This window comes from Congregibacter sp., assembly GCF_045107095.1.
Lineage (GTDB): Bacteria > Pseudomonadota > Gammaproteobacteria > Pseudomonadales > Halieaceae > Congregibacter.
This window is the reverse complement of sequence record NZ_JBGCFU010000005.1, coordinates 19,065-44,196: the sequence shown is the minus strand read 5'-3', so window position 1 is coordinate 44,196 and position 25,132 is coordinate 19,065. Positions and strand designations below refer to the sequence as shown.

Below are 25,132 nucleotides of genomic sequence, written 5' to 3'. Positions count from 1 at the left end.
CTAGGGGTTAACGGTTTTATCGAATTCGGGGACGGGCCGTTTTGGCCAGCGACTGAAGGCCCAGAGCCAATAAAAGGCTACCATCGCAAGCGGCAGGGACCAGGCCAGTCGAAAGCCACCGATTGTGAGCAGCACGCCGGCCAATATGGGCCCAAGAACTCGCCCCCAGGCAGCGGCAGCACTCGCTGCCCCCATCATCCTGCCTCGCAATTCCGGTGCGCTTCGCTGACTGGCAAAGGAATTGAGCACGGGCATGCACAAGGTCGCCCCCGTAAGCGCAACGAGCACCGAGCCCACCATACTGAAAGCGCCATCAGCAAAAACGGCCATGAGCAGACCGACAAAGAAACTGCTTACGCAGGTGCGTAGAAGCCTGAGCTCACCCATGAGTTTCACAAGAGGGCCCATAAACAGTCCCTGAGTAAGCGCCATGATCGCTCCCTGGACGCCAAAAACAATGCCTACCTCGCGAGCACTCCAATCCAATAATGCGTAAACCCATAAGGGAAACAGATAGGTCGCAGCGCTGACGCTGGCGGTATGGAATACATACTGCAGCATCAGCAATCGACTCTGCGTTTGGCGCAACACGCTCCAAAGAGACAGCTTGCTTCCTGCATCTCGAGGCTGATCTTCATTTCGATGATGAGACTCAGGCAAGAAAAACCAGGCGGCAACAACGGCAAGCACTGACATGACCGCTGCCAGTAGACAGGGAACCACAAAGCTCCCATCAGGACCCGAGAGAAGACCGCCTAATACGGGCCCCAGCACCAGACCCAAGCCAAAGGATGCGCCGATCATTCCCATACCCCGGGCTCGCTCCGCAGGGGGTGTGATGTCTGCCATCATCGCCGAGGCCACCCCAAAATTTCCCGCCATCAAACCCGCAAATGCGCGAGCCACATAAATCATAGCCAGACTCTCGGCAGAGGCGAGGAGTAAGTACGCGGCGGCCGCACCGGAGGTGCAAATCATCAGTACAGGTTTACGCCCGATGTGATCAGAAAGCTTGCCCCACCAGGGGCCTGCCACGCCCGCGCATATGGCGTAGCTGGCGATAATCATCGCGATGTCAAAATCGCTTGCGCCAAGCTTCGGCGAGAGGAAGGGCAAAATCGGAATGACGATGCCAAAGCCGATCATGTCCAGCAGCACTACGGCAAACAACAAAAGTCCGTGGCGTCGAAAATCCGGCTTAGGTGAGGATGCGCTGATCGCTTAGCCCTGCCAGCGGCTAATAGATGTCTCGCTGATCCCAAAGAGATCCAGACTCCGACCAACACTCTGGGTAACCGACTCTTCGAGACTCTTCACGCCGGTGTAAAAGGCCGGGACGGGTGGCGCTATGACGGCGCCCATTTCTGAGAGAGAGGTCATGGTCCGAAGGTGGCCCGTATGTAAGGGCGTCTCCCTTACCATGAGAACCAGGCGACGACGCTCTTTAAGCACGACATCTGCTGCACGGGTAAGAAGCGTGGATGTTACGCCCGTGGCAATTTCTGACATGGTGCGAACCGAGCACGGCGCGATGAGCATGCCGTCGGTAATGAACGATCCACTGGCAATCGCTGCGCCCACGTTCTTAACCGGATAAACCACATCGGCATGAGACTTTAGCTCCTCAGCACTCATATCCAGCTCGTGGTGGAGAGTAAGCTCCGCTGACTTGCTCATTACCAGATGTGACTCCACACCCGCTTCTTTTAGCATTTGCAGTGCCCGCAAACCCAGCACGATACCCGAGGCTCCGCTGATTCCAACGATAATTCTACGCATGGCAGCTCCTAATCTGTGGGGCTGCACTCTAGCAGGACAGCAGCCCCGGGCACAGTGAGCCTGTTACACCCAGATGTAACTTAGGGGGGATCTACCGTATAGAAGAGGTCTTCGATTGCCGCCACTGAAAGGGGCTCATCCAGCATTGGGGCGTGACCGCGATCAGGAACATGTGCCACTTTTAATTCTGGCGCGATCTCCTGCATCTTCTCCACGCAATCTAATGCCAGCAGATCGCTAATCGCCCCCCTTACCACCAGCATTGGAATGGATGCCATATTGGTAAACAACGGCCAAAGATCCGGAGGCACGGCATTGGATTCTGTCTGAACTACTGCTTGCGCGATAGCGGCATCGTGCGCCAGCTGGGGCACTCCATCCACCTCTTTGTACAGCCCCCTAGTAAATCGCAGCCATTCATCATCAGTGTAAAGAGGAAAGGCTGATTCATTAATCTCGCGGGTCTGGGCGACCGCGTCATCCCAACTATCAATCTGGCGACGCTTGCCCACGTAATTTTTGATTCGATCCAGACCTACTGGATCCAGCTCAGGACCGATGTCATTCAGCACCACGGCAGCGAATCGCTCGGGCTGCATATTGGCCATCAGCATCGCCATAAGCCCGCCCATAGAGGTACCAATAACCAACATCCTCGAAAGGGCAAGCTTATCCAGCAAAGTGAACATATCGTCCACATAGGTCGGGGGCATATAGTTCGCCGGATCGCTGTCGTAATCAGACAAACCACGGCCACGCTGATCTACGCTTATCACCCTTCGTGTCTTGGAAAGATGCGCTGCAATCCAGGCAAAGTCCGCCGAGTTTCGCGTCAATCCGTGCATGCATAAAACGGGCAAGAGCGTGGACGACTCGGGTCCGGGATAGTCTCTCGCATAGAGCCTCAGACCATCGGCGCTGTCATACCAAACATCTTTGTAAGAGACACCAAAGTCATTCCCGATTTCAGGCATAGCGTTTATCTCCATACTGAATGCGCAGCTCCCGCTTGAGTATCTTGCCGTTGGGGTTGCGCGGCAACTCTTCGATTTGGAGGCAAGCAGTTAAGCGTTGCTGCTTACCCAGTCGCTGGTTAGCCCAACCCAACAGCGCTTCCATCCCCACGCTATCATCACGGGGCACTACCAAGGCGATGGGCGTTTCACCCCAGCGTTCGCTCTTTGCACCGATCACCGCTACATCCTCAACATCCGGGTGCGTCACCAGAATCGCTTCGATATCCTGAGGGTAAATGTTCTGTCCGCCCGACAGTATCATGTCCTTTTTGCGGTCTACGATAAACAGGAATCCCTGGTGATCCAGGTGACCAATATCACCGGAGCGCAGCCAAACCTGTCCATCGCCATCGACATAACGGGCGGCGGCGTTAGCATCTTCGCGCTGCCAATAGCCGGGCATCGTTATACGGCCTCTAGACACAATTTCGCCAGCCTGGCCCGGCGGACACGGCCGGTCATCATCGCCCACAATAAGTATGTCGGTCCCCAAAAGCGGCTTTCCGACGGAGGACCAACGCCCCTGCGCATCCTCAGGATCCAGCGTGGTGATGATGCCTTCGGTTAAGCCATAGAGCTCAATAATCCCGCAGGGGAATGTGTCAAAAAGTGATCGCTTTAAACCCTCATGGAGCGGCGATCCGCAGCTCATCATCGCGTGCATGCTCGATAGGTCATGGGGTGAATCGGCTTGGGCTTCGAGCACGCGCTGAAACTGAATAGGCACCATCGCGGTGTGAGTAATTGCCTCTGACTCGACAGCATCCAAAAAGGTCGATGCTTCAAAGCGCGAATGCACCACCAGGGACCCGCCGGCCAACAGAGTGCAAAGCATCGCTACCCACGAGATGTTCGAATAAAGACCGATAGTCAGAAGTGTCCGAGCGGCGCCGTGGTACCGCAGCGCTATCGACAAATCATAGGCCCAGTCTCGACGACCACCATGGGTATGCAAAATCCCTTTTGGAAGCCCCGTCGTACCGGAGCTATAAATGATGTTCAGCGGTGAGTCATGATTCAGGGGGGCACTAGGAAGCGTCTCCGGCTGATCTTTAGACAGACAGTCCATCGAATGCCACTGTGGGGACTCCCCATCGCTAATGCACAGGATTTCCGCTGGCAATCGCGGTAGCAAGGCTTCAAGGCGAGCACGGTGCTCGTCACTAACGATAAGTGCGCGAATACCCGCATCACCCAGCATAGCGACGATAGCGTCATCAGATACTGAGGTATTCAGCGGTACGGATACGGTGCCAGCAGCAAGCGTGCCAAAAAGAGCTGTTAGCATGGAATAGCTGTTGCTCATAAAGACACCGACTCGGTCGCCGGGCTTCAGCTCCACCGAAAGAAGACCGTGGGCAAACCGATGGTTGTCTGCCACAAACTCCTGCCAGGTTTTTCGGCTTTCTCCGGCCAATACGGCAAGGCGCTCAGGCCGCCACTTTGCGTGGAGTGCGAGAATTTCGGGCAACAGTGGGGACTGCGAGGGGAATTCTCTCATCACTTGTCCTCAGGTATTTCTCAGATACGTCCTCCGGAAAAAACCCTGCGCGCCCCTAACGACGCGCAGGCAACTATCTACCGGAAATACGAGAGCTACTGGAAGCGGTACTCGACCGTGACGTAACCCGTAGTTGGCGGACCAAAGAAGACCGTGGTGTTGTTCTCAAGACCTAAGGATGAGGGGCAGCCACTGGTACCAAAGCAATACCCCGCCGTTCGATATTCCTCGTCAGTCAGGTTTTTTCCGTAGAATCCGACAAGCCAGTTTTCGTCGCCGCTAGTCCAGACAATACTGGCGTTCAGCAGGCCGTAGGCGTCCTGATCGAGATCTTCCGCAGCGATCTCAAACTGCTGCACATCACCTTTGTAGGCGTAGTTGGTATTAATCAACAACGTCCCACCAGCCAGGTCTGTGTTGTAGCTCAAGCCCACAAAAGCCATCTCTTCGGGAGTGTTCTGAATGTCACGGTCGTTGGAGACATCGATGCCACCGACGAGATATTCCTTGAATGACGCATCGAGCAAGCTTGCAGAGAACTGCATGCTCCAGTGCTCGGTAAACAACAGATTACCCTCTACTTCGATACCAGAGATTTCTGATTGCCCGGCATTGGTTACCGTTCCGACAAAGCTGTCGTTGATACCGTCGCCATCGCTGTCTACAGCGACTGAACCGGGAATCTGCATATCCTGATAGTCACTGTAGAACAATGCGACGTTAGTGATTGCCCGACCGTCCCACCAGGAGGACTTCAGGCCTACTTCCCAGGAGTCGAGCTCTTCAGGATCAAAGCCTTCTTCTACTGCAGGTGTTGCAAAGTTTGCGCCCCGGGGATCAAAGCTGCCGGCCTTCCAGCCCTGGCTATAACCACCGTAAACCGTCACATCCTCGTTCACTGCATAGCTTAAATTCGCTCGAGGCGAAAAGTCGTAGTAGGTTCGTTGAGCTTCGTAGTCACTGGTTGCCGCTAGCAAGATTGCACGGTCGTTGCCGAAGAATGGAGAGCCCGTACCCAAGTACGTACCGCGGAAGATATCTGCCGTACGCTCATCTTCGGTGTAACGCCCGCCCACTGAAAGAGACCAGCGATCCGTAAGTTCGTAGGTCAAATCACCAAACACCGACCAGGATTCAGTCTCTACCACGCCACCGGTGTATGCCGTGAGGCCACCGGGCGCCAAGAGGCCAAGAACAACGTCGAAGTCGTTGGCGGCTTCAGCATCAAGATAGTAGTAACCCAGAACAAGATTCCAGCGGTCGGTATTCCATAGCAGCTGGAACTCCTGACTGAATTGTTCATTGTCATAGATGACCGGCGCATCAAAATCCGGGGTAGCAAGGCTATCGAAGTCAATCACCGACTCCGTAAGGTCTTCTCGACCTGCAGTGATTGAGCGCAACGTCATGGTGTCGCTCAGATTCCAGTCGATGGAGGCCGACCAGCCTTCAGACTCAACCTGATTGTTGCCGTTAATACCTGCAGTAGAGGGCAGAACACTCGCCCCCGCGTTGGTGTCAAAAACATCGCTCGGTGAGGGAGTGCCGCTGAATGCGCCCGGATAGGGCCGCCAGCCCGCTACGGCCGAGGATTGATCATCGGTATTGTCGTATGACAGACGCACAAGAATATCTTCCGAAGGCTCCCACTCAGCAGACAGTCGGTATCCAAAAATGTCCTTGTCATACTGCTCACCACCGGTAAACAGGTTGTCGCCAAAACCATCGCGATTAAAAGATGCCACCGTTGCGCCGACGCGGAAGCTGTCGCCCACAGGTACGGAAACTGTGCCCACCAGATCAGCCTGGTTGTAGGTGCCGTAGGAAGCGCGAAGACTTGCCTCGACCTCGTCTGACAAGCGGCGAGTAACATATTTAATCGCACCACCCACCGCGTTACGGCCGTAGAGCGTACCTTGAGGGCCCCGAAGTACCTCAATCCGCTCTACGTCGTAGATATCCAACAAAGCGCCTTGGGGCCGCGCGAGATAAACGTCATCCAGATACAGGGCTACTCCCTGCTCAAAGCCAGCGAGGGGGTCCTGCTGCCCTACACCGCGAATAAACGCGGTCAGCGTGGTATTCGTTGCCCGGGAAGGCTCAAGAGTCACACTCGGCACTGACTGCGCCAGCTCAGTAATGTCCTGAGATCCAGCAAGCCGCAGCGCATCTCCACTCAGCGAGGTCACCGCGATGGGAACATCCTGAAGGTTCTCAGCACGACGCCTCGCCGTAACCAAAACTTCTTCCAAGGCCAGAGTCGGCTCCTCGGACTGTGCTGATACCAACGGCGATGCGGCAGCGGACAACACAATGGATGCAAGGGCTGTAGCAGCAATAAGCGGTTTTCGAGTGGGAGATCTATACGACATAGCGGACACCTGTAACGTTATAAGTTATGTGGACGCCGTGTGTCGGGGCGCCTAGGTTGTTTTACGGTTGTTCTGCTTACTCAACTTCGCTTTTCAACATCCGTTGAATATTTGCCAAGCGTATTCAACAGGTGTTGAAGTGTCAAGATGTGAAAATTACGACTTAGCTACTTTGTGCTTTTATCGCCGCGAGTCACGGCAAGACCAAAAAGTCCAAAGATGAGTGAGGCGAAAATACCGTAGGTAGCCGATATAGCGGGGTTCGCAATACCGACCACCAAATTGAAGAACAGATGGAGGCCAAGCCCCAAGGCGGCGGCAATTGCAACGACCCATAGGGGAATATGACGACGCACAAGAACACCAAAAAGCACGGGCACGAGAGATGCAGCCGCGAGACCATAAACACCCTTCTGAGCGAAGAGCCCGATGAGGGGCGGCGGATTCCAGGCCAGCAACACACCTACGAGGCCCACCGCGATCAATACCCAGCGGGAGAGCACCAAGCCGTTACTGGACTCTCCTGCCAAGGGCTTGACGATATCGTTAACCACCATTGCAGAGAGCGCAACGAGAATCCCATCGAGGGTACTCATCCCTGCAGCGAGCAGAGTCAAAAAGATAAAGACCAAAACGTACTCTCCCCAGGGGGAGCTGGAAAACTCGTGCAGGAGGTATTCGCGGACCACTGTGTCCTGAGCATCAATCTCAAGACCTGCGAGCCGCGCATAAAACCCAATCATCAGCATCAATGTGAACAGAGTGCCCACCACGGCCGTAGTCGCGATGAATTTTCCTACATCACGTTCGCTACGCAGATACAGCACCTTGGTAAGAATGTGCGGTTGCAGCATCAGCGCAAAAGTTACAACAAAGCCGCTGACGAAGACTGAAAAGAAGCTGAAGTACAGAGAGCTGCCTTGATTAAACGCTTCCGCGTAATTCTCCCCTACGGCCCGAAGCGCAGCGCCGGGATCACCAGAGAAGTATTTAAAACCTTGCAGGAACAGCACTACCGTGACCGCCAACATCATGATGCCCTGCAGCGTATTGGTATAGGCGTGGGCATAGGTCCCGCCCATAAGGACGTAGGAAAAAACGAATAACAAAACGAGCACCAAGGCGGTCTTTTGCTCGATGGGGAACAGCCCCGTCATCAGCAGACTGCAGCCCACCAGGATCAACACAACAAAGGTGATGGACAGCAAGTTGATCAGTGCAAAGAACAGGCTGAAACCGCGATGGTTGTAACGGTAGTAAATCCACTGCGGAATAGTCAGCGCACCCCCAGCCTCCCCCAAGCGAAGAAAGCCTCGGGCCAGTACTAAAAATGCACTGAGTATTCCCAGGGAACCCGCCACCCCAAAATGCAAATAGGCAGACAAGCCATGCTCGTATACAAAGCCCGGGTTAATCACAAATGTCGCGGTAGACGAAATGGATGCCGCTAGCGTAATGCCCACCAGATAAGGACTCATATCCTTGTTGCCGATGGCAAAGCCTTCCACGTTGCGGGTGCGCTGCATGCCAACGTAAGACAACCAGTACACCAGACCAACGTATCCGAAGGTTAAGGCATACTTAAAAAACTCGGCAGACATTGTTGTTATTTCCCCGCGATTTCTGACAGACTATTCAACAAGCGTTGAATATACAAGCTCATCCCTTTCGGTAGAGATCAGCCAAACGGCAACCGATACAAGGAGCCGCAATGACAGAAAAGAACAGCGTGCCCAAACGAGACCGGATCCTGGATGCCGCCGAGGAGCTTTTCGCAGAGCACGGCTACGACGGTGTAACGCTGCGCCGTATCGCAACCGCCGCGGGTGTGGACGTAGCTCTTGCCAACTATCACTTTGGTAAAAAGCTGGATCTTTTTCAGGCGGTCTTTAACCGTCGTGCCGAACTGCTCAACGGTGCACGGCGTGAAGCGCTCCACGACTGTCAAAAAGCGGCAGGGACGAGAGGACCCAGCGTAGAGCAAATTATCGAAGCATTTTTAAGACCGCTGGAGCTCGCTCAGGAAACCGGAGATGAAGGATGGAGACACTATCTTGCCCTCATCGCCTACATCAACAACTCTCCTTACTGGGGTCCGCGGATGATGTCCTCGCTCTTTGATGAGTTGGTACAGGAGTTCATAAAGGCGCTGAAAAAAGCGCTGCCGAAAGCAAGCGAGGCAGACATTTACTGGTGCTATCACAACCTCTCGGGCGCCTTGACCCTCACTCTGGCCAACACCGGCCGTATCGATAAGCTATCGCAAGGGCAATGCCACAGCGCTGACTTTCAGGCAGCTTACGACCACATGATTCCCTTCACCGCAGCAGGTTTTCGTAAAATTTGCGGCAGCTGACCCACCGGACTGACAGTTATACGCTGGCTGCTTTGAATCATCACTGTCGAGGAGGCACTGAAGGCGCAGAAATGGCCAGCTCGTGCTTAAAGTCCTTCTCTATCTGCTGCTGAAGTTCATAACGGCCCGTGCCGCGCCGCTCGGTAGAATCACGCATGCGATCGCGATAGCGCTGCTTACGATTGGAAGCCACCGCCGCTGTAAAACGTTCCGGCTCCAACTCCCCCGCAATGAGCGCCTCCACCACCGCAATGTCGACTCCCAGACGGTAAGCGATACGGTTGGGGCGGATCTGATGCGCGTGGAATTTTGCCACAGCAACCAGTTGCTGATCCGCATCCAGAGTGCACTCCCGAGAGTACCCAAAGGGCGGGGATGGAGTTCGAGTGTCGTGTTCGCTACTTTGAGACATCGGCGCTTTCTAGCACCGCTTTTCCGCCTTGGCAAGGCGAAGTCCAATTCCTGGCATTTGCTAACCGTCAAAACCCGGGGAATGAGCATGATCTGACCGGAAAACGTGACTCTCTTGGTGCGCTATAAATTGGTCAAAAAATGCGCATTCCGACTATACTTACGGGCTACATCAAATAACGATTAATGGAGAGTAACCATGAACGCACCGCAAACCGCGACGAATGTTGCCGACGCCGAAATGCTCATGCAGAGCGTCCTTGAAGCGCAACGCAGTGACTACACTGCCGAAGGTGGCGTCAGCGCCGCAACCCGTCGAGATCGTCTCCAACGCGGCATTGATGTGTGTGTGAAGTATCAGGACAAAATGGTTGACGCTCTGAACACGGATTTTAGCTGTCGGTCCAGAGAAGTCAGCCTGCTAACGGATGTAGCTGCGTCAATCACGCCAATGAAGCACTGCATGAAGCATCTCGAAAAGTGGATGCGCCCAGAAAAACGTCCAACCATGTTTCCACTGAATCTTCTTGGTGGACGCTCCTCCATTGAGTATCAACCTCTGGGCGTTGTGGGCGTTATCTCGCCCTGGAATTTCCCCGTAAATCTTACTTTTGGGCCATTGGCGGGGATTTTGGCTGCGGGTAACCGCGCGATGATCAAGCCATCGGAGTTCACTCCAGCCACTTCAGAAGTTATGGCCGAAATGGTCGCTGAAGCATGGGACGAGAAAGAAGTTGCGATCTTCACCGGTGGACCAGAAGTCGGTCAGGCGTTCTCAGGCCTGCCCTTTGACCACATGATCTTTACCGGAGCGACAAGTATCGCCCGTCATATTATGGCTGCGGCGGCGCGCAACCTTGTGCCCGTCACTTTGGAGCTGGGCGGAAAGTCGCCGGTAATCATCTCCCGGGATGTAGACCTGCAGATGGCAGCGCAGCGCATCATGCTTGGTAAAACTCTTAATGCCGGCCAGATCTGTCTGGCTCCGGATTATCTGATGGTGCCAGAGGAGAGTCTTAGCGACGTTGTGGAGGCGCTCAAGTCTGTAACTGAAGAGATGTATCCCAAGCTTTTGGATAATCCTGAGTACACCTCGATTGTGAACGAGCGTCATTTTCAGCGCTTGAACAGCTATCTGGCAGATGCGGCGGAACGCGGCATCACTGCAACGCCTATCAATCCTGCCAACGAGGACTTCTCTTCGCAGGAGGGTACGCACAAGATTCCACCCACACTGCTCGTTAATCCTTCCGAGGACAGCAAAGTGATGGAAGAGGAAATCTTCGGGCCTCTACTGCCAATCCGCACCTACAAGGATTTCTCAGAGACTATCGACTACGTCAACGCTCACCCCCGTCCTCTGGGCGCTTATTACTTCGGTAAGGACAAAGCCGAAGAAGAGGCCGTGCTCAAGCGCACAACCTCAGGTGGTGTCACGGTCAATGACGTGATCATGCACATCATGCAGGAAGAGCTTCCCTTCGGGGGCGTTGGCCCCAGCGGCATGGGTTCATACCACGGCCATGATGGGTTCAAGACCTTTAGTCACGCGAAATCAATCTACCGTCAGTCGCGCTTCAATATCGGCAAATTGGGCGGCATGCTGCCTCCCTATAACTCGGCGACCGAGAAGACCATCAAAATGCAGGTCAAAAACTAGGTAGCAGGAGAAATCCAAAGGCGGATTTCCGAGGCAAGCCGTGCAACGGTCCCAAAATACCCGCGCACGGTTTAGCCGTCACCTCAAGCGTGCTTGTCTGCTCTTCGTGTTAACTCAGGGAGTCAGCGCTTTGGCCATCGAAAGACCCATCATCATCGCTCACCGCGGGGCTAGCGGTTACCTTCCGGAGCATACCTTGCCCGCGAAGGCCATGGCTCATGCGCTGAAGGCAGATTTTATCGAACAAGATGTGGTGCTGACTTCCGACGGCGTCCCCATCGTGTTGCACGACATTAACCTGGAATCGACTACCGACGTAGCCAGCGTGTTCCCGGGCAGAGCGCGGGACGACGGTCGCTTCTATGCCATCGACTTTAGCTTGGCAGAAATACGCCAGCTGCGAGCCCATGAACGACGTAAGCCCGACGGAACAGCGGTGTTCCCGGAGCGCTTCCCTGCCATTGACGGACTTTCGGGCGTTCCCACTCTCGCCGAAGAAATTGCACTCATTGAGGGACTCAACCACAGTCGTGCACACCAGGCCGGACTGTATGTTGAAATGAAAGCCAGCGCCTTTCATCGTAGCGAGGGACAGGACCTCCCCGGCGCGGTCATGACAGTGTTAAAGGACAGCGGCTGGGCGGACCGTACGGATCTCGTTTTTCTGCAGAGCTTCGAACCCGAGGCACTACGCGAACTCAAGTACGAACACAAAACGGTCTTGCCGCTAATCCAACTCATTGCCGAGAACGCCTGGGACGAAAGCGGCAGTGTCGACTTCGATGCCATGCGCAGTGATGCAGGTCTGGATGCGGTGGCCGAGTATGCCGACGGTATTGGCCCTTGGTTGATGCAGCTCTACAGCGGCCAAGACGATGAAGGCAAAGCTCAACTCACTGATCTGGCTCGCCGCGCCAAAGAAAGAGGACTTCTGATTCATCCCTACACCTTTAGGGCAGACCAGCTACCTCCCGGCATAGACAGTTTCGAAGAGCTGCATCGTCTGTTCTTTGAAGAGTTAGAGGTAGACGGCGTGTTTAGCGATTTTCCGGACCGAAGTCGGACCCTGAGCGAGCGTTTTTCAGCGCGCCCATTGCAATAGCCTTGTGGTCGCGTCGACTATCGCAGTTTCTACAGCGGCCCACGCCCGTCAGAAAACTAAAGTTTTGAACTGTTGGCGGCCTCTACCTTGAACTACGATGAAGCGCGCGCTTACCTTTTGCAACGCCCGGAGTCCTGGGAAGATTATCCTTTTGGTCCAGGTGTTGCGGTGATGAAGGTGCTGGGAAAAATGTTTGCCACGCTGGGTACAGAAGATGGCGTAGCGAGAATGAACCTCAAATGTGACCCGGACGAGGCTGTCATGCTTCGGGACATTTTCGAGGCGGTGCTGCCGGGCTATCACATGAATAAGCGACACTGGAACACGGTGGTCCTCGACGGCAGCATTCCGCGGGGAGAAATTGAGCGCATGATCGACAACTCCTACGCGCTGGTCCTTCGGGGACTACCAAGCAAGCAACGCAAAGCCTTACAAATGAGAACAGGGCAGACCATCACGTGAGTACCAAGGTAAACAGACGAACCAAAATCGTTGCGACCATTGGCCCCGCCAGCGAGAGTGCCGATGCCATAGGGCGCTTGCTAGAAGCCGGTGTCGATGTTTTTCGACTCAACTTCAGTCACGGCACTGTAGATCAGCACGCCGCTGTCGCTGAACGTATTCGCAAGCAATCAGCAGTGCATGGTCGTTATGTCGGCATCCTTGCTGACCTTCAAGGGCCTAAAATACGTATCAGTAGTTTTAGCGCAGGCAGTATCAGACTGGCAGTGGGCGATCGGTTTCGACTGGACAGTACCATTGAGGAAGACAGCGGCGATCAACGGGGAGTGAGTTTTAGTTACCTGCCCATGCTGGACAGCTTGGAACGCGGCGACATCCTGCTACTTGACGATGGCCGTATCCGCCTGCGCGTTGACGATGTTGAGAAGTCAGCAGTAGATTGCACCGTCACTGTGGGCGGGAAGCTGGGTTCTAAAAAGGGCATTAATCGACTCGGTGGCGGTATCGCTGCACCTGCACTCACCGAAAAAGACATCGACGACATTGCGGGTCTCGGCAGAATCTTGCCGGACTACGTCGCCATCTCTTTCGTATCCAGCCTGGAAGACATTGAGCATGCAAAGTCACTGCTCAAAGCTCAGGACTTATCGGTAGCCGTTATCGCAAAAATCGAGCGCGCGGAAGTGGTCGCAGACGACAGCATACTCAATGGCATTCTCGAGGCATCAGACGGCGTTATGGTGGCCAGGGGAGATTTGGGCGTAGAAGTAGGTGACGCAGAGCTCATCGGTATCCAGAAGGACCTCATCTCTCGGGCGCGTCGCATGGATCGCCTGGTGATCACCGCTACGCAAATGATGGAGTCGATGATCAGCAGCTCCATGCCCACCCGCGCCGAGGTGTTCGATGTTGCGAATGCGGTGCTGGATGGAACAGACGCCGTCATGCTCTCTGCAGAGACGGCTGTTGGCGAATACCCTGTAGACGTCGTAAGAGCGATGGCCGATGCCGCTTTGGGAGCGGAGCGACACCCCGTGGCGCGTACATCCCGCTACCGGCTCGAGCGTCAGTTTTCGAGCCCACAGGAAACTATCGCTATGTCAGCAATCTACGCGGCCAATCACTACAGCAATGTCCGAGGTATAGCCTGCCTGACTGAATCAGGAACTACCCCATTGCTTATGTCTCGCTTGAGCTCAGGACTGCCCATCTTTGCACTCTCTGATAAGCCCAGCACGCTCTCACGGCTCAGCCTTTGTAGAGGGGTGATCCCGCTGTACTTCGATGCTGACTCCTTCGAGCACGAGGACATTGAGATGAGCGCCATTGAGTATCTTCGCGACAACGACCTTCTTTCCAAGGGCGATGCACTCTTGATGACACGAGGGGAAGTTATGGGCACCTCCGGAAGCACCAACATCATGAAGATTCTTCCGGTCGCCTAAGCTACGGTAAGGTCCCCAAACGGGCTACTCAATGCGGCAAGCGCATTCCCACAGGTAGTGCTACACTTGGGGTGCTGTCTTGAACAGCAGGTTTATCCGGACATCGACACAAGAACGAAAAAGTACAAACGTTGTTGAATACGAAATCTTACGTCACGCCCTCGCAGATCCTGCGATCGTCTAATTCCTACACCATTGAAGGCAGGGGACATTGTCCGCTGCCTGCTGTTGGCTGTGCGTTTATTAGATTCGTATCGATCTCTTGTGTGGAACAGTAGGAGAGTAAGTAAGGTCTTTATCCGGAGTAAGTACTCTACAAACCGTTTAGCCAAAACTGATCTCACATAGCGTAGAACGCGACAGAGACAAATAAGGCGGCGGAGAAATCAAAGGTAAAAAAGTATGTCGACAGTAACCGGTACCGTAAAGTGGTTTAACGAATCCAAAGGCTTTGGCTTCATCGAACGTGAAGGCGGCCCAGACGTTTTCGTTCACTTCAGTGCTATCAAGGGCGATGGATTTAAAACGCTGACAGATGGTCAGAAAGTGGAATTCACTGTCACGGACGGTCAAAAAGGCCCCCAAGCAGAGGACGTGGTTGCTGTCTGACACAGTCTGACGCAGTACTACGAACACCCCATTCAGTTCGTTTGAACTGAATCAGAAGCCCCGGTAACGGGGCTTTTTTTATGGCGCAGCAAGATAAGAAAAGGACGTTATATGTCTACATCAATGGGTTCGCTTGTTAGTCAGGGAGACTGGCGGGCAGTGGAGACGCTCTTCAATGAGAAGGAGTTTGTCCGTCGTCTCGGCCTTATAGTAGACCTCACAAACCCGGAACAACCGCGCGGTGACGTGCGCAACATCGAGTCCTACCATCTTGGCGGGATAGGCCAGGAGTTTGTAAACGGCGCAGTAACCTCTGGGGTGCTTGATATTATGCTTGGCCTCACGGGCATACCCTTTGCCGATATGGGCTACTTTGCAACGCGTAACTTGCAGATTGATCTCACCCTCCCTGTGGAAAAAGACGGCTTTTACGTCACCGCTCGTGCCACTAGCCGTATTGGCAAGAACCTGTTCGCCGAGGCGACGGTTTTCAACCCTGACGGCGAGCCGAGAGTTCATGCAACGGGGGTTGTCCGCATCGGTATACGCGGAGTCTCGAAGTAGGCTTGAGGGCCAATACAGAATTAGAGCAATGAACTGTGAGATTCACCCAGCATGGCACGGTCAAACAGAACTATGAGGAAAGTATCCATGAACAAATTGATTACAGTTTCAGTCAAAACAATTCTCTTGCTTGCATTGTCGGGCACCGCACTGGCACAGGATAGCGAGCTAGGCCTTAGCGAAGGCAGCATTGAGCATGCGAAAGCGCTGCGAGACACTGCGATGCAGGGCTCCATGGCTTACAACATCGTAGAATCGCTCACCACAGAAGTAGGCCCCCGTCTTGCGGGCACCGAAGCAGAAGCGCGCGCACGAGCCTGGGCAGTTGCCAAGCTCGACGAGCTGGGCTTTGAGAACGTACGCATTGAACACTTCACCATACAGGGCTGGGAGCGCGGCTTTGAGAGCGCCGAACTCCTTGCTCCATTCCCCCAGCCCCTCTCATTCACTACTTTGGGCGGATCCGTGGCAACACCAGAGGCCGGCATAGAGGCAGATATCGTCGTCTTCCCCACCCTCGCTGACCTTGAAACCGCAGCTCCCGGAAGCCTCACGGGCAAAATTGCCTTTGTGTCCCATGCCATGCAGAAAACCCAGGATGGGTCTTCCTATGGTTTTCATGGCCGTCTCCGGCGCTCTGGTGCAAGCATCGCCGCCAGTAAAGGCGCGGTCGCGATACTTATCCGCTCCATTGGCACTGACTCCCATCGTATGCCGCACACCGGGTCCATGCGCTACGATCCGGAAATAGAAAAAATTCCCGCCGCGGCACTCTCTAACCCCGACGCGGATCAACTCGAGCGCATACATGCTCGAGGCCAGACCATGCGTGTCAGATTTAACGTTCAACCAACGTTTACCGGTGAAAGTGATACCGGTAATGTGATCGTCGATATTCGTGGTAGTGAACGCCCAGAGGAAGTTGTCATTATTGGCGGGCACTTGGACAGCTGGGATCTTGGTACCGGTGCCATCGACGATGGTGCAGGTATTGGCATCGCCACGGCAGCCGCCAAGCTAATCCTCGATAGTGGAAAGCGTCCCAAGCGAAGTATTCGCCTCATACTGTGGGGGGCTGAAGAAGTAGGTTTGTTAGGCGGTTTCGCTTATCTCGAGCGCCACAAAAAGGATTTGGATAAGCAAATCATCGGCACCGAAAGCGATTTTGGCGCGGGAAAAATCTGGCAACTTAACTCACAGGTAAGCGAAGAAGCTCAGCCCTTAGTAGATAAGATGGCTGAATTACTGGCACCTATCGGCGTAGCTCCCGGAAGCAGTGACTCACCAGGTGCTGGCCCTGACCTGACGCCCCTGGTGCGAGCAGGAATGCCCTCACTACGACTGAATCAGGATGGTAACGACTACTTCGATCTGCACCACACCGCGGATGATACGCTGGATAAAATCAATCCTCACGATCTCGATCAGAACGTCGCCGCATTCGCAGTCTTCGCCTGGTTGGCGGCAGATACCGACCTTCGTTTCAAAGCGCCTTAACTGAAGCTCAGAAACGATCGCTAAAACAAAACCCGGGGCTTTTTAGCCCCGGCAAGACGCCGCGCTGCTAAGCAGGGAGCACGGATGCCGAGCACTGATGTAGAGCACTGATGTAGAGCACTAATGTCGAGTCTACAGACACAAAAAACCCACCGCTAAGGGTGGGTTATTCAGGCAGTGCCGGGGTGTTTAGCCCTCAGCGGCCAAGCTCTTTTGCCGTGCAAGCTCTGAGCTCATGTACGCTATCCACTGGTCAGCATACTTCTTGGAACGCTCATCTCGAGCTGCGGCACGGAAAGCATCCCGCGCTTTAGCGTATTGCTTGGTGTTGAAGTAAGCCATTCCCAAAACCAGACGGGCATTGTCCGCACGCTTTACGCCGCCACGATTCAAACCCTTGTTGATCGCTTCGATCGCGTTTTCGTTCTGATCTGCATCGAGATAAATGTTGCCTAGACGGGCATAAAGGTCCCCATCATCTGACATTGACGCCGCTTTCTCCATCGCAGGAATCGCATCGTCGACTTCCTGTGCTTGCCGAAGCGCACCTGCTAACAGCTCCCAGTTCTTGGAATTGTCCTGAACAATCTCCTGCTCCAGACCTTCCTGAAGAACAACGGATGCCTTGTAAGGCACTTCAGCATTAAGGAATAGAGAAGCAATGTTGCGATACTCACCATCCTTCTCAAGCATGTTCTGTACGTAGGCAGTCTCCATTGCACCAAGCTGGAGAGCCTCCTCGTTCATCTCTGAATACATAAAACTCAGCTGAACCCAGTACTGCTTCTTGGGATAGTAAGTAACGAGCTGTTGCAAAGTCGCCACAGCTTCGTTGGTCATGTTCTTTTCAGCGTAGAGAAAGCGAGCCAGGTTGTACCACTGCTCCTTTGGAATCTTGCCCTTCGCATCGAAGTCATCGATCGCGACATTGATGTTCTGCAAGGCCTTGTCGTAATCCTTGAGCTGGTAATAACCCTGCGCCATCAACACGTAAGCGGTAGCATTAGGGGTTTCGGTCATATCAAACCACTTCTGCAGCGCATCGATACCGTCGGCCCAACGCTCTTGAACAAAGTACAGCTGCGCTACCGTAAATCGGGTATTGATCTCCATCGCCAACGGAATATCAGGCTGTTTAATCACGTTCTCGTAGGATTGCAGCGCGGAAGTGTAGTCTTCTTTCGAGTAGTGAATGAACGCGTAAAGGTTGTACACGTTCGCAAGTTCATAACTGTTGAGCTCGTTGTCTCGACGACCCGCAAGCATCGCGTCAAGGACTTTTGCGGCCGTCGCAAGATCTTTAGCTTCCGCAGCAGTCTGAGCCTCCGCAAGCTTCTCGTAAACCTTATTACGCAGAGCGGGTGTTCGTCGGGTTTCTTGTTCTTTCTTGGGCTGCGCGTCCTGCGCCTGTGCCTGAGCAATACCGCTCAGAGCGGGCCCGAGTCCGGTCTGCGAAACCACTATCTGTGCGGCCACAACCGGAAGTGCCAGAAGAAAACTTCTTACTCCAACATTCATCGCGCGCTTCGTAAAGTTCATACACATGCCTTTGGTTTGTTCTTCGTACTAAGCTCTCTGGATCTTAGGTGCTTAGGAAAGCACCTGAGATTCTAGTTGCCGCCTACTGTTCAAGCTCGTAGGTAAACTTGTTCTGTACACCCGCTACTTCGATCGCTTCGCCATCTACGACACGAGGCTTGTACTTAAACTTCTCTGCAGCCTTTACGGATGCACGCTCAAATACACCGGAAGGCGCGCAATCTACCGGAATGGGATCACGAATAGAGCCACTCTTGGTCACTGTATATTCGACGATGCAGTAACCCGTAAGTCCCCGAGTCTGCGCACGTCGTGGATAAATCGGCGCAACCTTCACGATAGGCAGGTATTCACCATCACCAGAAGACATGCCGCTGCTGCTGATCTCTACCTGTACACCGGCGTTAGGAGCAATGTTGGCGACATCCAGATCGGTATCAAAGTCCAACTCAAGAGGCTGTAGCTCAGGTGGTGGCTCTTCTGGGTCTTCCACCTTCTCAGGCTTCACTTCCTTCGTGTTCACTTCGATTTCACGTTCGGGAACGACGATGTCAGCGATCTTGCGACCCTTGGTATCAGTCTGCTCGTAGTCTTTGTCGATGAGGCTCTGCATCAAGAAGAAGAGCCCAAATGCCACAGGTATTGCTACCAGTGCACCAACAAACGCTCGTACAAATGAATTGCCCATAACGATTATGCCTCGTCATCCGTAGAGATACAGGGTGGCGACGTCAGCTGATCACGAACCGCGTCATACAGGTCCTCGACCACATAGGCCGGCGTATCCTGATCTACCTGGATCACCATGTTTGCCTGAGGAGCTTCCTTTTTGGCAATCTCCACCATCTGGGAGGCACGCTCTAAAGGCACCTTATTCTTGTTGTAGTAGATATCTCCCTTACTATCAACCGCGAAAATAATCGTTCCGCGCTCACAGGCAAGGGTTGTAGTGGCCTGAGGTTTGAAAATCTCAATACCGGGCTCTTTAACGAACGAAGAAGTCACGATAAAAAAGATCAGCATGATGAAGACGACGTCCAACATGGGCGTCAGGTCAATTTGACCGGCTTCACCGTCAGCAGCTTTTCGTTTGGCAGCGCTCTCTTGCAAGCTCATATTACTTACGCTCCCCGCTGGCCCAGTTAACCGCTCCGGCCCCTGCCTCGCGCGCCGCGTCAGCGACATCAACGACAGTATTGGCTCTCGCGCCTTTATCCACTTTGATACTCACCGCCTGCTCCGGGTCTGCGGCCAAAAGCCGCTGAATGTTAGCTCGAACAGCGCGAGCATCTACCCGGCGATTCTCCATCCAAATCTGATCATCAGACTGGATCTGCACCAGAATACTGCTGGCGTCGGAAGGATCTGAGTTAGTGTTATCGGGACGATTAATTTCGATACCCGCTTCTTTAATGAACGAAGCGACAACGATGAAGAAGATGAGCATGATGAATACCACGTCCAACATGGGCGTGAGATCAATCTCAGCTCCTTCATCTTCCTGCTTCTTAACAAGTTTGCGCATGTATTAAATACCTGTTCGTGCCTGTTACTACGGACCTACGATCCGAGAATCAGTGATCAGACGTCAGCTGGTCTTCGAGCAATTCCTGCTCGCGATCGGCGATACGCTGTATGTAGGTGTTGGCAAACAAACCGGAAAGCGCTGCCACCATTCCCGCCATCGTCGGGATAGTCGCTCTTTCAACACCACCAGCCATTGATTTGGCATCACCACCACCGGTAACCGCCATCACGTTAAACACCTCGATCATGCCCGTTACAGTACCGAGCAGACCTAGCAGTGGACAGAGCGCCACTAGCGTTGTGATGACGTTAAGGTTGGCGTGAATATCTTCACGACTGACCGAGAGCAACTGGCTTCTGATTTGTTTGGCATTCCAGGACTTGCGCTCCGGGCGCGACTCCCATGCATTGATAGTCTCAAAGACTTCTTTGCGCCAAACAAAGCTAAAGAACCACAGTCGCTCAAAGATCAAGGTCCACATAACGAAGACCAGAATCGCGATGAGCCAGAGCACATTCCCGCCTTTATCCATAAAGGCGAGAATGGTTTCTAGGAAGCCTCCCATGCTTAGCAGCCTCCCGCTTACTTGGAGCTGGCTTCGGAGTGCGTAGCAACGATACCCGTCGCCTGCTCAGTCAACACGTGGATGATGCGCTGAGCGCGACCATTAACCAGCGTGTGCAGCAGAACCGTGGGGATCGCAACCAGCAGACCGAGTACCGTGGTGATCAGTGCACCGGAAATACCGCCGGCCATAGCCTTCGGATCGCCCGCACCAAAGATGGTGATGGCCTGGAAGGTGACGATCATACCGGTCACCGTACCCAGCAGTCCCATAAGAGGCGCTACGGCTGCGATGATCTTGAGCAGTGTCAGACCTGACTCGAGTTTTGGTGTCTCCCGCATAACGGCTTCGGACATCTTCAGCTCGAGGGTCTCGAGATCCATGCTTGGGTTGTCTTCGTGGACCTTCAGGACGCGACCCAGTGGGTTGTTATCCATAGCCTTGTCAGACTTGAGCTGCTTGCTCACCTTGGCGCTCACGCCCGTGAGGACAAGTACACGAAGGATTGCAAGGAGGAAGGCAAAGATACCAACAGCGGTAATTGCGTAGCCCACGTAGCCACCCTGATGCCAGCGCTCTTCCAGGTTCGGGCTATCAATGATCGCCGCGAGGAAGGAGCCGCCGGTAGGGCCTGTGGGGTCAATACCAAACTGATGCATGCCACCCGATGCGTTAGCCAGTTCACTAGCCCAGCCAGTGTAGTTTCCAGCAGGCTGACGTGGCAGCACGGCAAGGCTCTCGTTGGCGTATGCCAGGTAGTTACCTTCCGTGTCGATAACATTGAAAGCACCGATTCGTACGACGTCACGCGGCGCGCGCTCACCCGAGGCAGTTGCTACTTCAGTCGTGAACGAAACGACTTTACCGGTCTCGGTGATCTCACGGAGCATTTCATACCAAACACGCTCGATTTCTTCGATGCTTGGCAGACGGTCCGAGGTGCTCATCTTGTCGATAAGGTCTTGGAGGAAAAGACCGCGATCCGGGTACTGAGAAGAAACCAGAGACACATCAAGGTTGGACTTGAGGTCACCAGAAGCTGCCGTCAGGTGTCCAAACAGTTCAGTCAAAGCACCAAGACGCTCACGCAACTGCTCTTGCTTGTCGGCAACGAGAAGTTCATTTGCTTCAAATGTGTCTTCGAGCTGTGCAGAGCGACGCTCTTCACGAGTACGCTCAGCTTCAGCATCTTTCAACATCTGCTCTTGATCAGCTTTAGCCGCGGCGAAGCGCGCCTCACGATCACGATTTGCCTTGGCATCGGTAACCTGGCCCTGCTTTACGAAATCAAGCAGCTGGCTCATGTTCGCTGCCGCTTCTGCGCGCAGATCAGGTGCTGGTTCGGCAGGAGCTGCCTCGTCCTGCGCAATGACGGAACTGCTCATCGCGACCAAACCGCCCAAAACCAGAGCGGAAACCATATTGTTAAGCGATTTCATTATTGCGCCTCCGGTGCTGCGATGGGCATGTTAAGAAGTTCGATAGTGGCCGTTTTCTTGGCGATACGAACACCCTTGCGGATGGCCGCCGAATAGTCGCCCGAGCTCAGGGGCTCCCAGCTGCGAGTCGTATTGTTCCAAGCGCCGGCTTCAGCACCATCAGATGTTTGGTAAACCAGGGCGATACGGCCGATACGCAGGAAGTCCACGTCGCGCGGGCCGGTGCCAAGATCGATTGTGTCGGTGTAAGTCTCAAAACCGCGTCCATACTGTAGCTCAATGTTGTAAGCCTCCAGCACCTGACGGAATTTCTCCGCAACGGTCAAATCAGATCGATCGACGTTGGTTTTAAGGAATTCGATACGCTGACGACGCTCTTCAAGGTTGAAGGGCACGTCCATCTCAACGAACTGCTCCAGACCGTCGATCATGCGAATGACCAAAGGCGTCATCTGGCGCTGAATGATCGTTACCTGGTCAATCGACTCATCGATGTCCGAAATGCGGCGCACCTGATTGTCGATCTGACGTTGGAGACGTGCGTTGTAGACGCGCAGACCGTCGATCTGCTTCATGACTGTTTTGTAGTCGTCGAGCAGATTGCGGGTTTCGTCTGCAAGACGATCTACCTTCGCCTGGGACTCGCGGGCCGCCGTTGTTTTCTGGGCGCTGACCTCGAGTATGTTGTCGAGTGTGCTTGTCTGCGCAGACGCTGCCAGACCCACTAGGGCGGACAGTGACGCTACAGCGACAAGCAGCACATTCTTCAGTCGATAGCTAGTCATGGGAATTGTGCTTCCTGTGTCGAGAGAAATGTGAACTGTTCTTTGTGATTGCAGTTGAGACCAAATGTCGGACTGGACCAACTGATATTAGTCGTAGACCGGGCCGGAGATATAAGCAGATAAAATGGCTTATTTCAAACAACTGATGTTGCCATTTTTGGGTATACCTCAATCTGTGTAGTTAAGTAACACCTTTTACCCTCCGGGTAACGCTTTCCGGAGGGTTTGCCGACAGTCAAGGGGTCCGCCGCGTGTATTCGAGAAACGTATGAGCAGGAACATCGCCTTCTGCCGCGTTCTCCTGACGAGCAACTTCCTCCCAGTCGCTCCAGTCGATCCCCTGCAGAAACGCATCGCCCTGAGGCTCAAGATGCACCCGAGTCAGATAGATGCGAGTCGCACTCGGCAAAGCAAGCGCGTAGATTTGCGCCCCTCCAATGACCATAAGCTCGTCACTTCCATCAATCAGCGCGATGTTTTCCGCAAGCTCAATCGCTTCCTCGAGACTACCTACACAACGCACGCCCTCCGCGGCGTAGCCTGCATCTCGGCTAATGACGATGTTAGTGCGGCCGGGCAAAGGCCTCCCAATAGACTCGTAGGTAAGACGACCCATAAGTATCGGTTTGCCCATGGTAGTGCGCTTGAAGTGCGCCAGATCTCCCGGCAGGTGCCAAGGCAGCGCATTGTCGCGGCCAATGACGCCGTTATCCGCTGCGGCCACTATCAGTGCAATCGGAAAATCGCTCACACGGAGACCGGCGCAGGTATGGCGGGATGGGGGTCGTAATCACTGAGCTCAAAATCTTCAAACCGGTAGTCGTAGATACTTTCGGGTTTTCGCAGCAACGTCAGCTTCGGTAGCGGCCGCGGCTCTCGGCTCAACTGTTCGCTTACCTGCTCCATATGGTTGAGGTACAGATGAGAGTCTCCCGTACTCACAATGATTTCTCCGGGCTCCAGATTGCTTTGCTGGGCCAGCATCATTACCAAAACTGCGAGACTCGCGGTATTGAAGGGCAACCCCAGAAAGGTATCACTGGAACGAATATACAACTGCGCCGATAAGCGCCCTTCGGCAACGTAGAACTGATACAACAGGTGACAAGGCGGAAGCGCCATACGTCCCGCCAGAGCATTTTCCTGAGGACTTAGGGATTCATCCGGAAGATACTCTACGTTCCAGGCATGAAACAAAATACGACGGCTGTCGGGGCGGTTTTTCAGGCAGTCCAAAACGTACTCGATCTGGTCGATCTCGCCACCATCGCGCGTGGGCCAGGCGCGCCACTGCTTCCCGTATACAGGACCCAAATCGCCCGTATCGGTCGCCCACTCATTCCAGATACTGACGCCGTGCTCCTGTAACCAGGCAACATTGGTATCCCCGTTCAGAAACCAGATCAGCTCGTTAATGATGCTCCGCAAATGTACTTTCTTGGTGGTCAGCAAGGGAAAGCCATCCGCCAGATTGTGGCGGAACTGCCGGCCAAACACGGACACCGTGCCGGTCCCGGTGCGATCTTCCTTGCGCACACCGTTGTCTAGAATATCCCTCAGCAAATCGTGATATTGCCGCATGAACGCTCCTTCAATTTTTCGATAAGCGCGCGCCGGATCGCTGGTAGGCGAACCAGAGCATGTAAAGTCCCAGTAAAATCATGGGCACGCAAAGCATTTGTCCCCTGGTCATCCAGCCAAAGGCCTGGATTCCCAAGTGCGCATCAGGTTCCCGGAAAAACTCCGCGGCGAAGCGCAGCAGGCCGTAACCTAACGCAAACACACCCGAGACCGCCCAGGTAGGTCGAGGCCGGCTACTGAACCAAAACAGAATAACGAAGAGCAGTATGCCCTCCAGCGCAAATTGATAAAGCTGCGATGGATGCCGGGCGAGCTGCAGAGGGTCCCTGGGAAACACCATAGCCCAGGGGACATCGGCGGCGCGCCCCCAAAGCTCCTGCCCGATAAAGTTACCTACGCGGCCAAGAGCGAGTCCCAAGGGTGCCAAAGGTGCTACAAAATCCAATAGGGGCCCAAAGGATATTTTCTGACGCCGGGCGTACCAGAAGGTCGCCACGATGACCCCGAGCATACCGCCGTGAAACGACATGCCTCCCTCCCACACTCGAAGCAGCCAGGTCGGATCCTGAGCCAATCGCTCTCCGCCGTAAAAAATGGCGTAGCCCATGCGGCCCCCAAGAACCACTCCCAGCGCCGCATAAAACAACAAATCATCCACCTGCTCTCGAACCAGCGGTGAATCCGCGCGCTTACTTCGCCGGGCAGCAAGGCCCCAGGCAAAGGCCAGACCCGCCAGATAAGTCAGGCCATACCAGTGAATTTGCAGTGGCCCTAGGGAGACAGCTACGGGGTCAATTTCAGGATAGGTCAGCATATTGTGGGCGCTTTTGGGGAGCTCGGGCAAGGTACGGTAACAAGGTATGGTGGCAAGGTACTATGCTCAATAAACGCGGCTCCAAGGAGCTCGCAAAAACAAGGCCA

Annotated in this window: 25 protein-coding genes; 8 read left to right on the top strand and 17 right to left on the bottom strand. The window is 54.2% G+C overall.

Features of this window, described 5'->3' with window-relative positions; genetic code table 11:
* The 6 genes from AB8B76_RS01450 to AB8B76_RS01425 all read right to left on the bottom strand — a co-directional run bounded on the left by AB8B76_RS01450 (position 1) and on the right by AB8B76_RS01425 (position 8,269).
* Positions 1–1,170, bottom strand: coding sequence for an MFS transporter (locus tag AB8B76_RS01450; RefSeq protein WP_405269218.1), 1,170 nt, complete (start codon positions 1,168–1,170; stop codon positions 1–3).
* 51 nt (positions 1,171–1,221) lie between these two features.
* Entirely contained in the window at positions 1,222–1,779 is a 558-nt protein-coding gene (locus AB8B76_RS01445) for a UbiX family flavin prenyltransferase (protein ID WP_405269215.1), read from the bottom strand.
* Positions 1,780–1,859: 80 nt separating this feature from the next.
* Positions 1,860–2,753 (bottom strand): alpha/beta fold hydrolase, encoded by an 894-nt coding sequence (locus AB8B76_RS01440; RefSeq protein ID WP_405269212.1) that lies wholly within the window; start codon positions 2,751–2,753, stop codon positions 1,860–1,862.
* The gene (locus AB8B76_RS01435; RefSeq protein WP_405269209.1) at positions 2,746–4,296 is read right to left on the bottom strand and encodes a class I adenylate-forming enzyme family protein; all 1,551 of its coding nucleotides are present in this window, start codon (positions 4,294–4,296) and stop codon (positions 2,746–2,748) included. The genes AB8B76_RS01440 and AB8B76_RS01435 overlap by 8 nt, the downstream gene beginning before the upstream one ends.
* A 95-nt stretch (positions 4,297–4,391) precedes the next feature.
* Positions 4,392–6,668: a TonB-dependent receptor gene (locus tag AB8B76_RS01430; RefSeq protein WP_405269206.1), complete on the bottom strand. Its 2,277-nt coding sequence runs from the start codon at positions 6,666–6,668 to the stop codon at positions 4,392–4,394.
* Between the two features lie 167 nt (positions 6,669–6,835).
* Positions 6,836–8,269, bottom strand: coding sequence for a sodium:solute symporter family transporter (locus tag AB8B76_RS01425; RefSeq protein ID WP_405269203.1), 1,434 nt, complete (start codon positions 8,267–8,269; stop codon positions 6,836–6,838).
* A gap of 110 nt (positions 8,270–8,379) precedes the next feature.
* On the opposite strand from AB8B76_RS01425, the gene AB8B76_RS01420 reads away from it, so the two are divergent.
* Entirely contained in the window at positions 8,380–9,024 is a 645-nt protein-coding gene (locus AB8B76_RS01420; protein ID WP_405269200.1) for a TetR/AcrR family transcriptional regulator, read from the top strand.
* Positions 9,025–9,064: 40 nt separating this feature from the next.
* On the opposite strand, the gene AB8B76_RS01415 is transcribed toward AB8B76_RS01420, so the two are convergent.
* Entirely contained in the window at positions 9,065–9,436 is a 372-nt protein-coding gene (locus AB8B76_RS01415) for a hypothetical protein (protein WP_405269197.1), read from the bottom strand.
* Between the two features lie 198 nt (positions 9,437–9,634).
* On the opposite strand from AB8B76_RS01415, the gene AB8B76_RS01410 reads away from it, so the two are divergent.
* The 7 genes from AB8B76_RS01410 (at position 9,635) to AB8B76_RS01380 (ending at position 16,774) form a co-directional block, all read left to right on the top strand.
* Positions 9,635–11,095: a coniferyl aldehyde dehydrogenase gene (locus AB8B76_RS01410; protein WP_405269194.1), complete on the top strand. Its 1,461-nt coding sequence runs from the start codon at positions 9,635–9,637 to the stop codon at positions 11,093–11,095.
* A 40-nt stretch (positions 11,096–11,135) separates the two neighbouring features.
* Positions 11,136–12,197, top strand: a complete 1,062-nt coding sequence (glpQ, locus tag AB8B76_RS01405) for a glycerophosphodiester phosphodiesterase (RefSeq protein WP_405269191.1) — start codon at positions 11,136–11,138, stop codon at positions 12,195–12,197.
* A gap of 87 nt (positions 12,198–12,284) precedes the next feature.
* A complete protein-coding gene (locus AB8B76_RS01400) occupies positions 12,285–12,659 on the top strand; it encodes an MmcQ/YjbR family DNA-binding protein (protein WP_405269188.1) in 375 nt (124 codons plus the stop codon).
* Positions 12,656–14,104 carry a pyruvate kinase gene (gene pyk, locus AB8B76_RS01395; RefSeq protein WP_405269186.1) on the top strand — a complete coding sequence of 483 codons (1,449 nt, stop codon included), beginning with the start codon at positions 12,656–12,658 and terminating at the stop codon, positions 14,102–14,104. Before AB8B76_RS01400 ends, pyk begins: the two co-directional genes overlap by 4 nt.
* Before the next feature lie 402 nt (positions 14,105–14,506).
* Positions 14,507–14,713, top strand: a complete 207-nt coding sequence (locus AB8B76_RS01390; protein WP_008293511.1) for a cold-shock protein — start codon at positions 14,507–14,509, stop codon at positions 14,711–14,713.
* 111 nt (positions 14,714–14,824) lie between these two features.
* A complete protein-coding gene (locus tag AB8B76_RS01385; protein ID WP_405269182.1) occupies positions 14,825–15,277 on the top strand; it encodes a PaaI family thioesterase in 453 nt (150 codons plus the stop codon).
* A gap of 87 nt (positions 15,278–15,364) precedes the next feature.
* Positions 15,365–16,774 carry a M20/M25/M40 family metallo-hydrolase gene (locus AB8B76_RS01380; RefSeq protein WP_405269179.1) on the top strand — a complete coding sequence of 470 codons (1,410 nt, stop codon included), beginning with the start codon at positions 15,365–15,367 and terminating at the stop codon, positions 16,772–16,774.
* Positions 16,775–16,963: 189 nt separating this feature from the next.
* Here the strand turns inward: AB8B76_RS01380 and AB8B76_RS01375 are convergent, their stop codons facing one another.
* From AB8B76_RS01375 to lgt, 10 genes are all read right to left on the bottom strand, one after another.
* On the bottom strand, positions 16,964–18,313 hold the full coding sequence (locus tag AB8B76_RS01375; protein ID WP_405269176.1) for a tetratricopeptide repeat protein: 1,350 nt from the start codon (positions 18,311–18,313) through the stop codon (positions 16,964–16,966).
* Positions 18,314–18,395: 82 nt separating this feature from the next.
* On the bottom strand, positions 18,396–19,001 hold the full coding sequence (locus AB8B76_RS01370) for an energy transducer TonB (protein ID WP_405269174.1): 606 nt from the start codon (positions 18,999–19,001) through the stop codon (positions 18,396–18,398).
* A 5-nt stretch (positions 19,002–19,006) separates the two neighbouring features.
* Positions 19,007–19,429: an ExbD/TolR family protein gene (locus tag AB8B76_RS01365; protein WP_405269171.1), complete on the bottom strand. Its 423-nt coding sequence runs from the start codon at positions 19,427–19,429 to the stop codon at positions 19,007–19,009.
* A gap of 1 nt (position 19,430) precedes the next feature.
* The gene (locus AB8B76_RS01360; RefSeq protein WP_405269168.1) at positions 19,431–19,838 is read right to left on the bottom strand and encodes an ExbD/TolR family protein; all 408 of its coding nucleotides are present in this window, start codon (positions 19,836–19,838) and stop codon (positions 19,431–19,433) included.
* 49 nt (positions 19,839–19,887) lie between these two features.
* Positions 19,888–20,406 carry a MotA/TolQ/ExbB proton channel family protein gene (locus AB8B76_RS01355; RefSeq protein WP_405269165.1) on the bottom strand — a complete coding sequence of 173 codons (519 nt, stop codon included), beginning with the start codon at positions 20,404–20,406 and terminating at the stop codon, positions 19,888–19,890.
* Positions 20,407–20,423: 17 nt separating this feature from the next.
* Complete coding sequence (locus AB8B76_RS01350) at positions 20,424–21,845, bottom strand: MotA/TolQ/ExbB proton channel family protein (RefSeq protein WP_405269162.1); 1,422 nt, start codon at positions 21,843–21,845, stop codon at positions 20,424–20,426.
* Entirely contained in the window at positions 21,845–22,630 is a 786-nt protein-coding gene (locus AB8B76_RS01345) for a DUF3450 domain-containing protein (protein ID WP_405269159.1), read from the bottom strand. Before AB8B76_RS01345 ends, AB8B76_RS01350 begins: the two co-directional genes overlap by 1 nt.
* Positions 22,631–22,865: 235 nt before the next feature.
* Positions 22,866–23,381, bottom strand: a complete 516-nt coding sequence (locus tag AB8B76_RS01340; protein ID WP_405269156.1) for a dihydrofolate reductase — start codon at positions 23,379–23,381, stop codon at positions 22,866–22,868.
* Positions 23,378–24,211, bottom strand: a complete 834-nt coding sequence (locus AB8B76_RS01335) for a thymidylate synthase (RefSeq protein WP_405269153.1) — start codon at positions 24,209–24,211, stop codon at positions 23,378–23,380. Before AB8B76_RS01335 ends, AB8B76_RS01340 begins: the two co-directional genes overlap by 4 nt.
* 10 nt (positions 24,212–24,221) lie before the next feature.
* On the bottom strand, positions 24,222–25,025 hold the full coding sequence (gene lgt / locus AB8B76_RS01330; RefSeq protein WP_405269150.1) for a prolipoprotein diacylglyceryl transferase: 804 nt from the start codon (positions 25,023–25,025) through the stop codon (positions 24,222–24,224).
* Positions 25,026–25,132 lie beyond the last annotated feature (107 nt).

Excerpts from the sequence above, each read along its gene's own strand:
- AB8B76_RS01445 (WP_405269215.1), bottom strand. The coding sequence starts at position 1,779 with ATGCGTAGAATTATCGTTGGAATCAGCGGAGCCTCGGGTATCGTGCTG.
- AB8B76_RS01440 (WP_405269212.1), bottom strand. The coding sequence starts at position 2,753 with ATGCCTGAAATCGGGAATGACTTTGGTGTCTCTTACAAAGATGTTTGG.
- AB8B76_RS01435 (WP_405269209.1), bottom strand. The coding sequence starts at position 4,296 with ATGAGAGAATTCCCCTCGCAGTCCCCACTGTTGCCCGAAATTCTCGCA.
- AB8B76_RS01430 (WP_405269206.1), bottom strand. The coding sequence starts at position 6,668 with ATGTCGTATAGATCTCCCACTCGAAAACCGCTTATTGCTGCTACAGCC.
- AB8B76_RS01425 (WP_405269203.1), bottom strand. The coding sequence starts at position 8,269 with ATGTCTGCCGAGTTTTTTAAGTATGCCTTAACCTTCGGATACGTTGGT.
- AB8B76_RS01420 (WP_405269200.1), top strand. The coding sequence starts at position 8,380 with ATGACAGAAAAGAACAGCGTGCCCAAACGAGACCGGATCCTGGATGCC.
- AB8B76_RS01415 (WP_405269197.1), bottom strand. The coding sequence starts at position 9,436 with ATGTCTCAAAGTAGCGAACACGACACTCGAACTCCATCCCCGCCCTTT.
- AB8B76_RS01410 (WP_405269194.1), top strand. The coding sequence starts at position 9,635 with ATGAACGCACCGCAAACCGCGACGAATGTTGCCGACGCCGAAATGCTC.
- AB8B76_RS01390 (WP_008293511.1), top strand. The coding sequence starts at position 14,507 with ATGTCGACAGTAACCGGTACCGTAAAGTGGTTTAACGAATCCAAAGGC.
- AB8B76_RS01385 (WP_405269182.1), top strand. The coding sequence starts at position 14,825 with ATGTCTACATCAATGGGTTCGCTTGTTAGTCAGGGAGACTGGCGGGCA.
- AB8B76_RS01380 (WP_405269179.1), top strand. The coding sequence starts at position 15,365 with ATGAACAAATTGATTACAGTTTCAGTCAAAACAATTCTCTTGCTTGCA.
- AB8B76_RS01375 (WP_405269176.1), bottom strand. The coding sequence starts at position 18,313 with ATGAACTTTACGAAGCGCGCGATGAATGTTGGAGTAAGAAGTTTTCTT.
- AB8B76_RS01370 (WP_405269174.1), bottom strand. The coding sequence starts at position 19,001 with ATGGGCAATTCATTTGTACGAGCGTTTGTTGGTGCACTGGTAGCAATA.
- AB8B76_RS01365 (WP_405269171.1), bottom strand. The coding sequence starts at position 19,429 with ATGAGCTTGCAAGAGAGCGCTGCCAAACGAAAAGCTGCTGACGGTGAA.
- AB8B76_RS01360 (WP_405269168.1), bottom strand. The coding sequence starts at position 19,838 with ATGCGCAAACTTGTTAAGAAGCAGGAAGATGAAGGAGCTGAGATTGAT.
- AB8B76_RS01355 (WP_405269165.1), bottom strand. The coding sequence starts at position 20,406 with ATGGGAGGCTTCCTAGAAACCATTCTCGCCTTTATGGATAAAGGCGGG.
- AB8B76_RS01350 (WP_405269162.1), bottom strand. The coding sequence starts at position 21,845 with ATGAAATCGCTTAACAATATGGTTTCCGCTCTGGTTTTGGGCGGTTTG.
- AB8B76_RS01345 (WP_405269159.1), bottom strand. The coding sequence starts at position 22,630 with ATGACTAGCTATCGACTGAAGAATGTGCTGCTTGTCGCTGTAGCGTCA.
- AB8B76_RS01335 (WP_405269153.1), bottom strand. The coding sequence starts at position 24,211 with ATGCGGCAATATCACGATTTGCTGAGGGATATTCTAGACAACGGTGTG.
- lgt (WP_405269150.1), bottom strand. The coding sequence starts at position 25,025 with ATGCTGACCTATCCTGAAATTGACCCCGTAGCTGTCTCCCTAGGGCCA.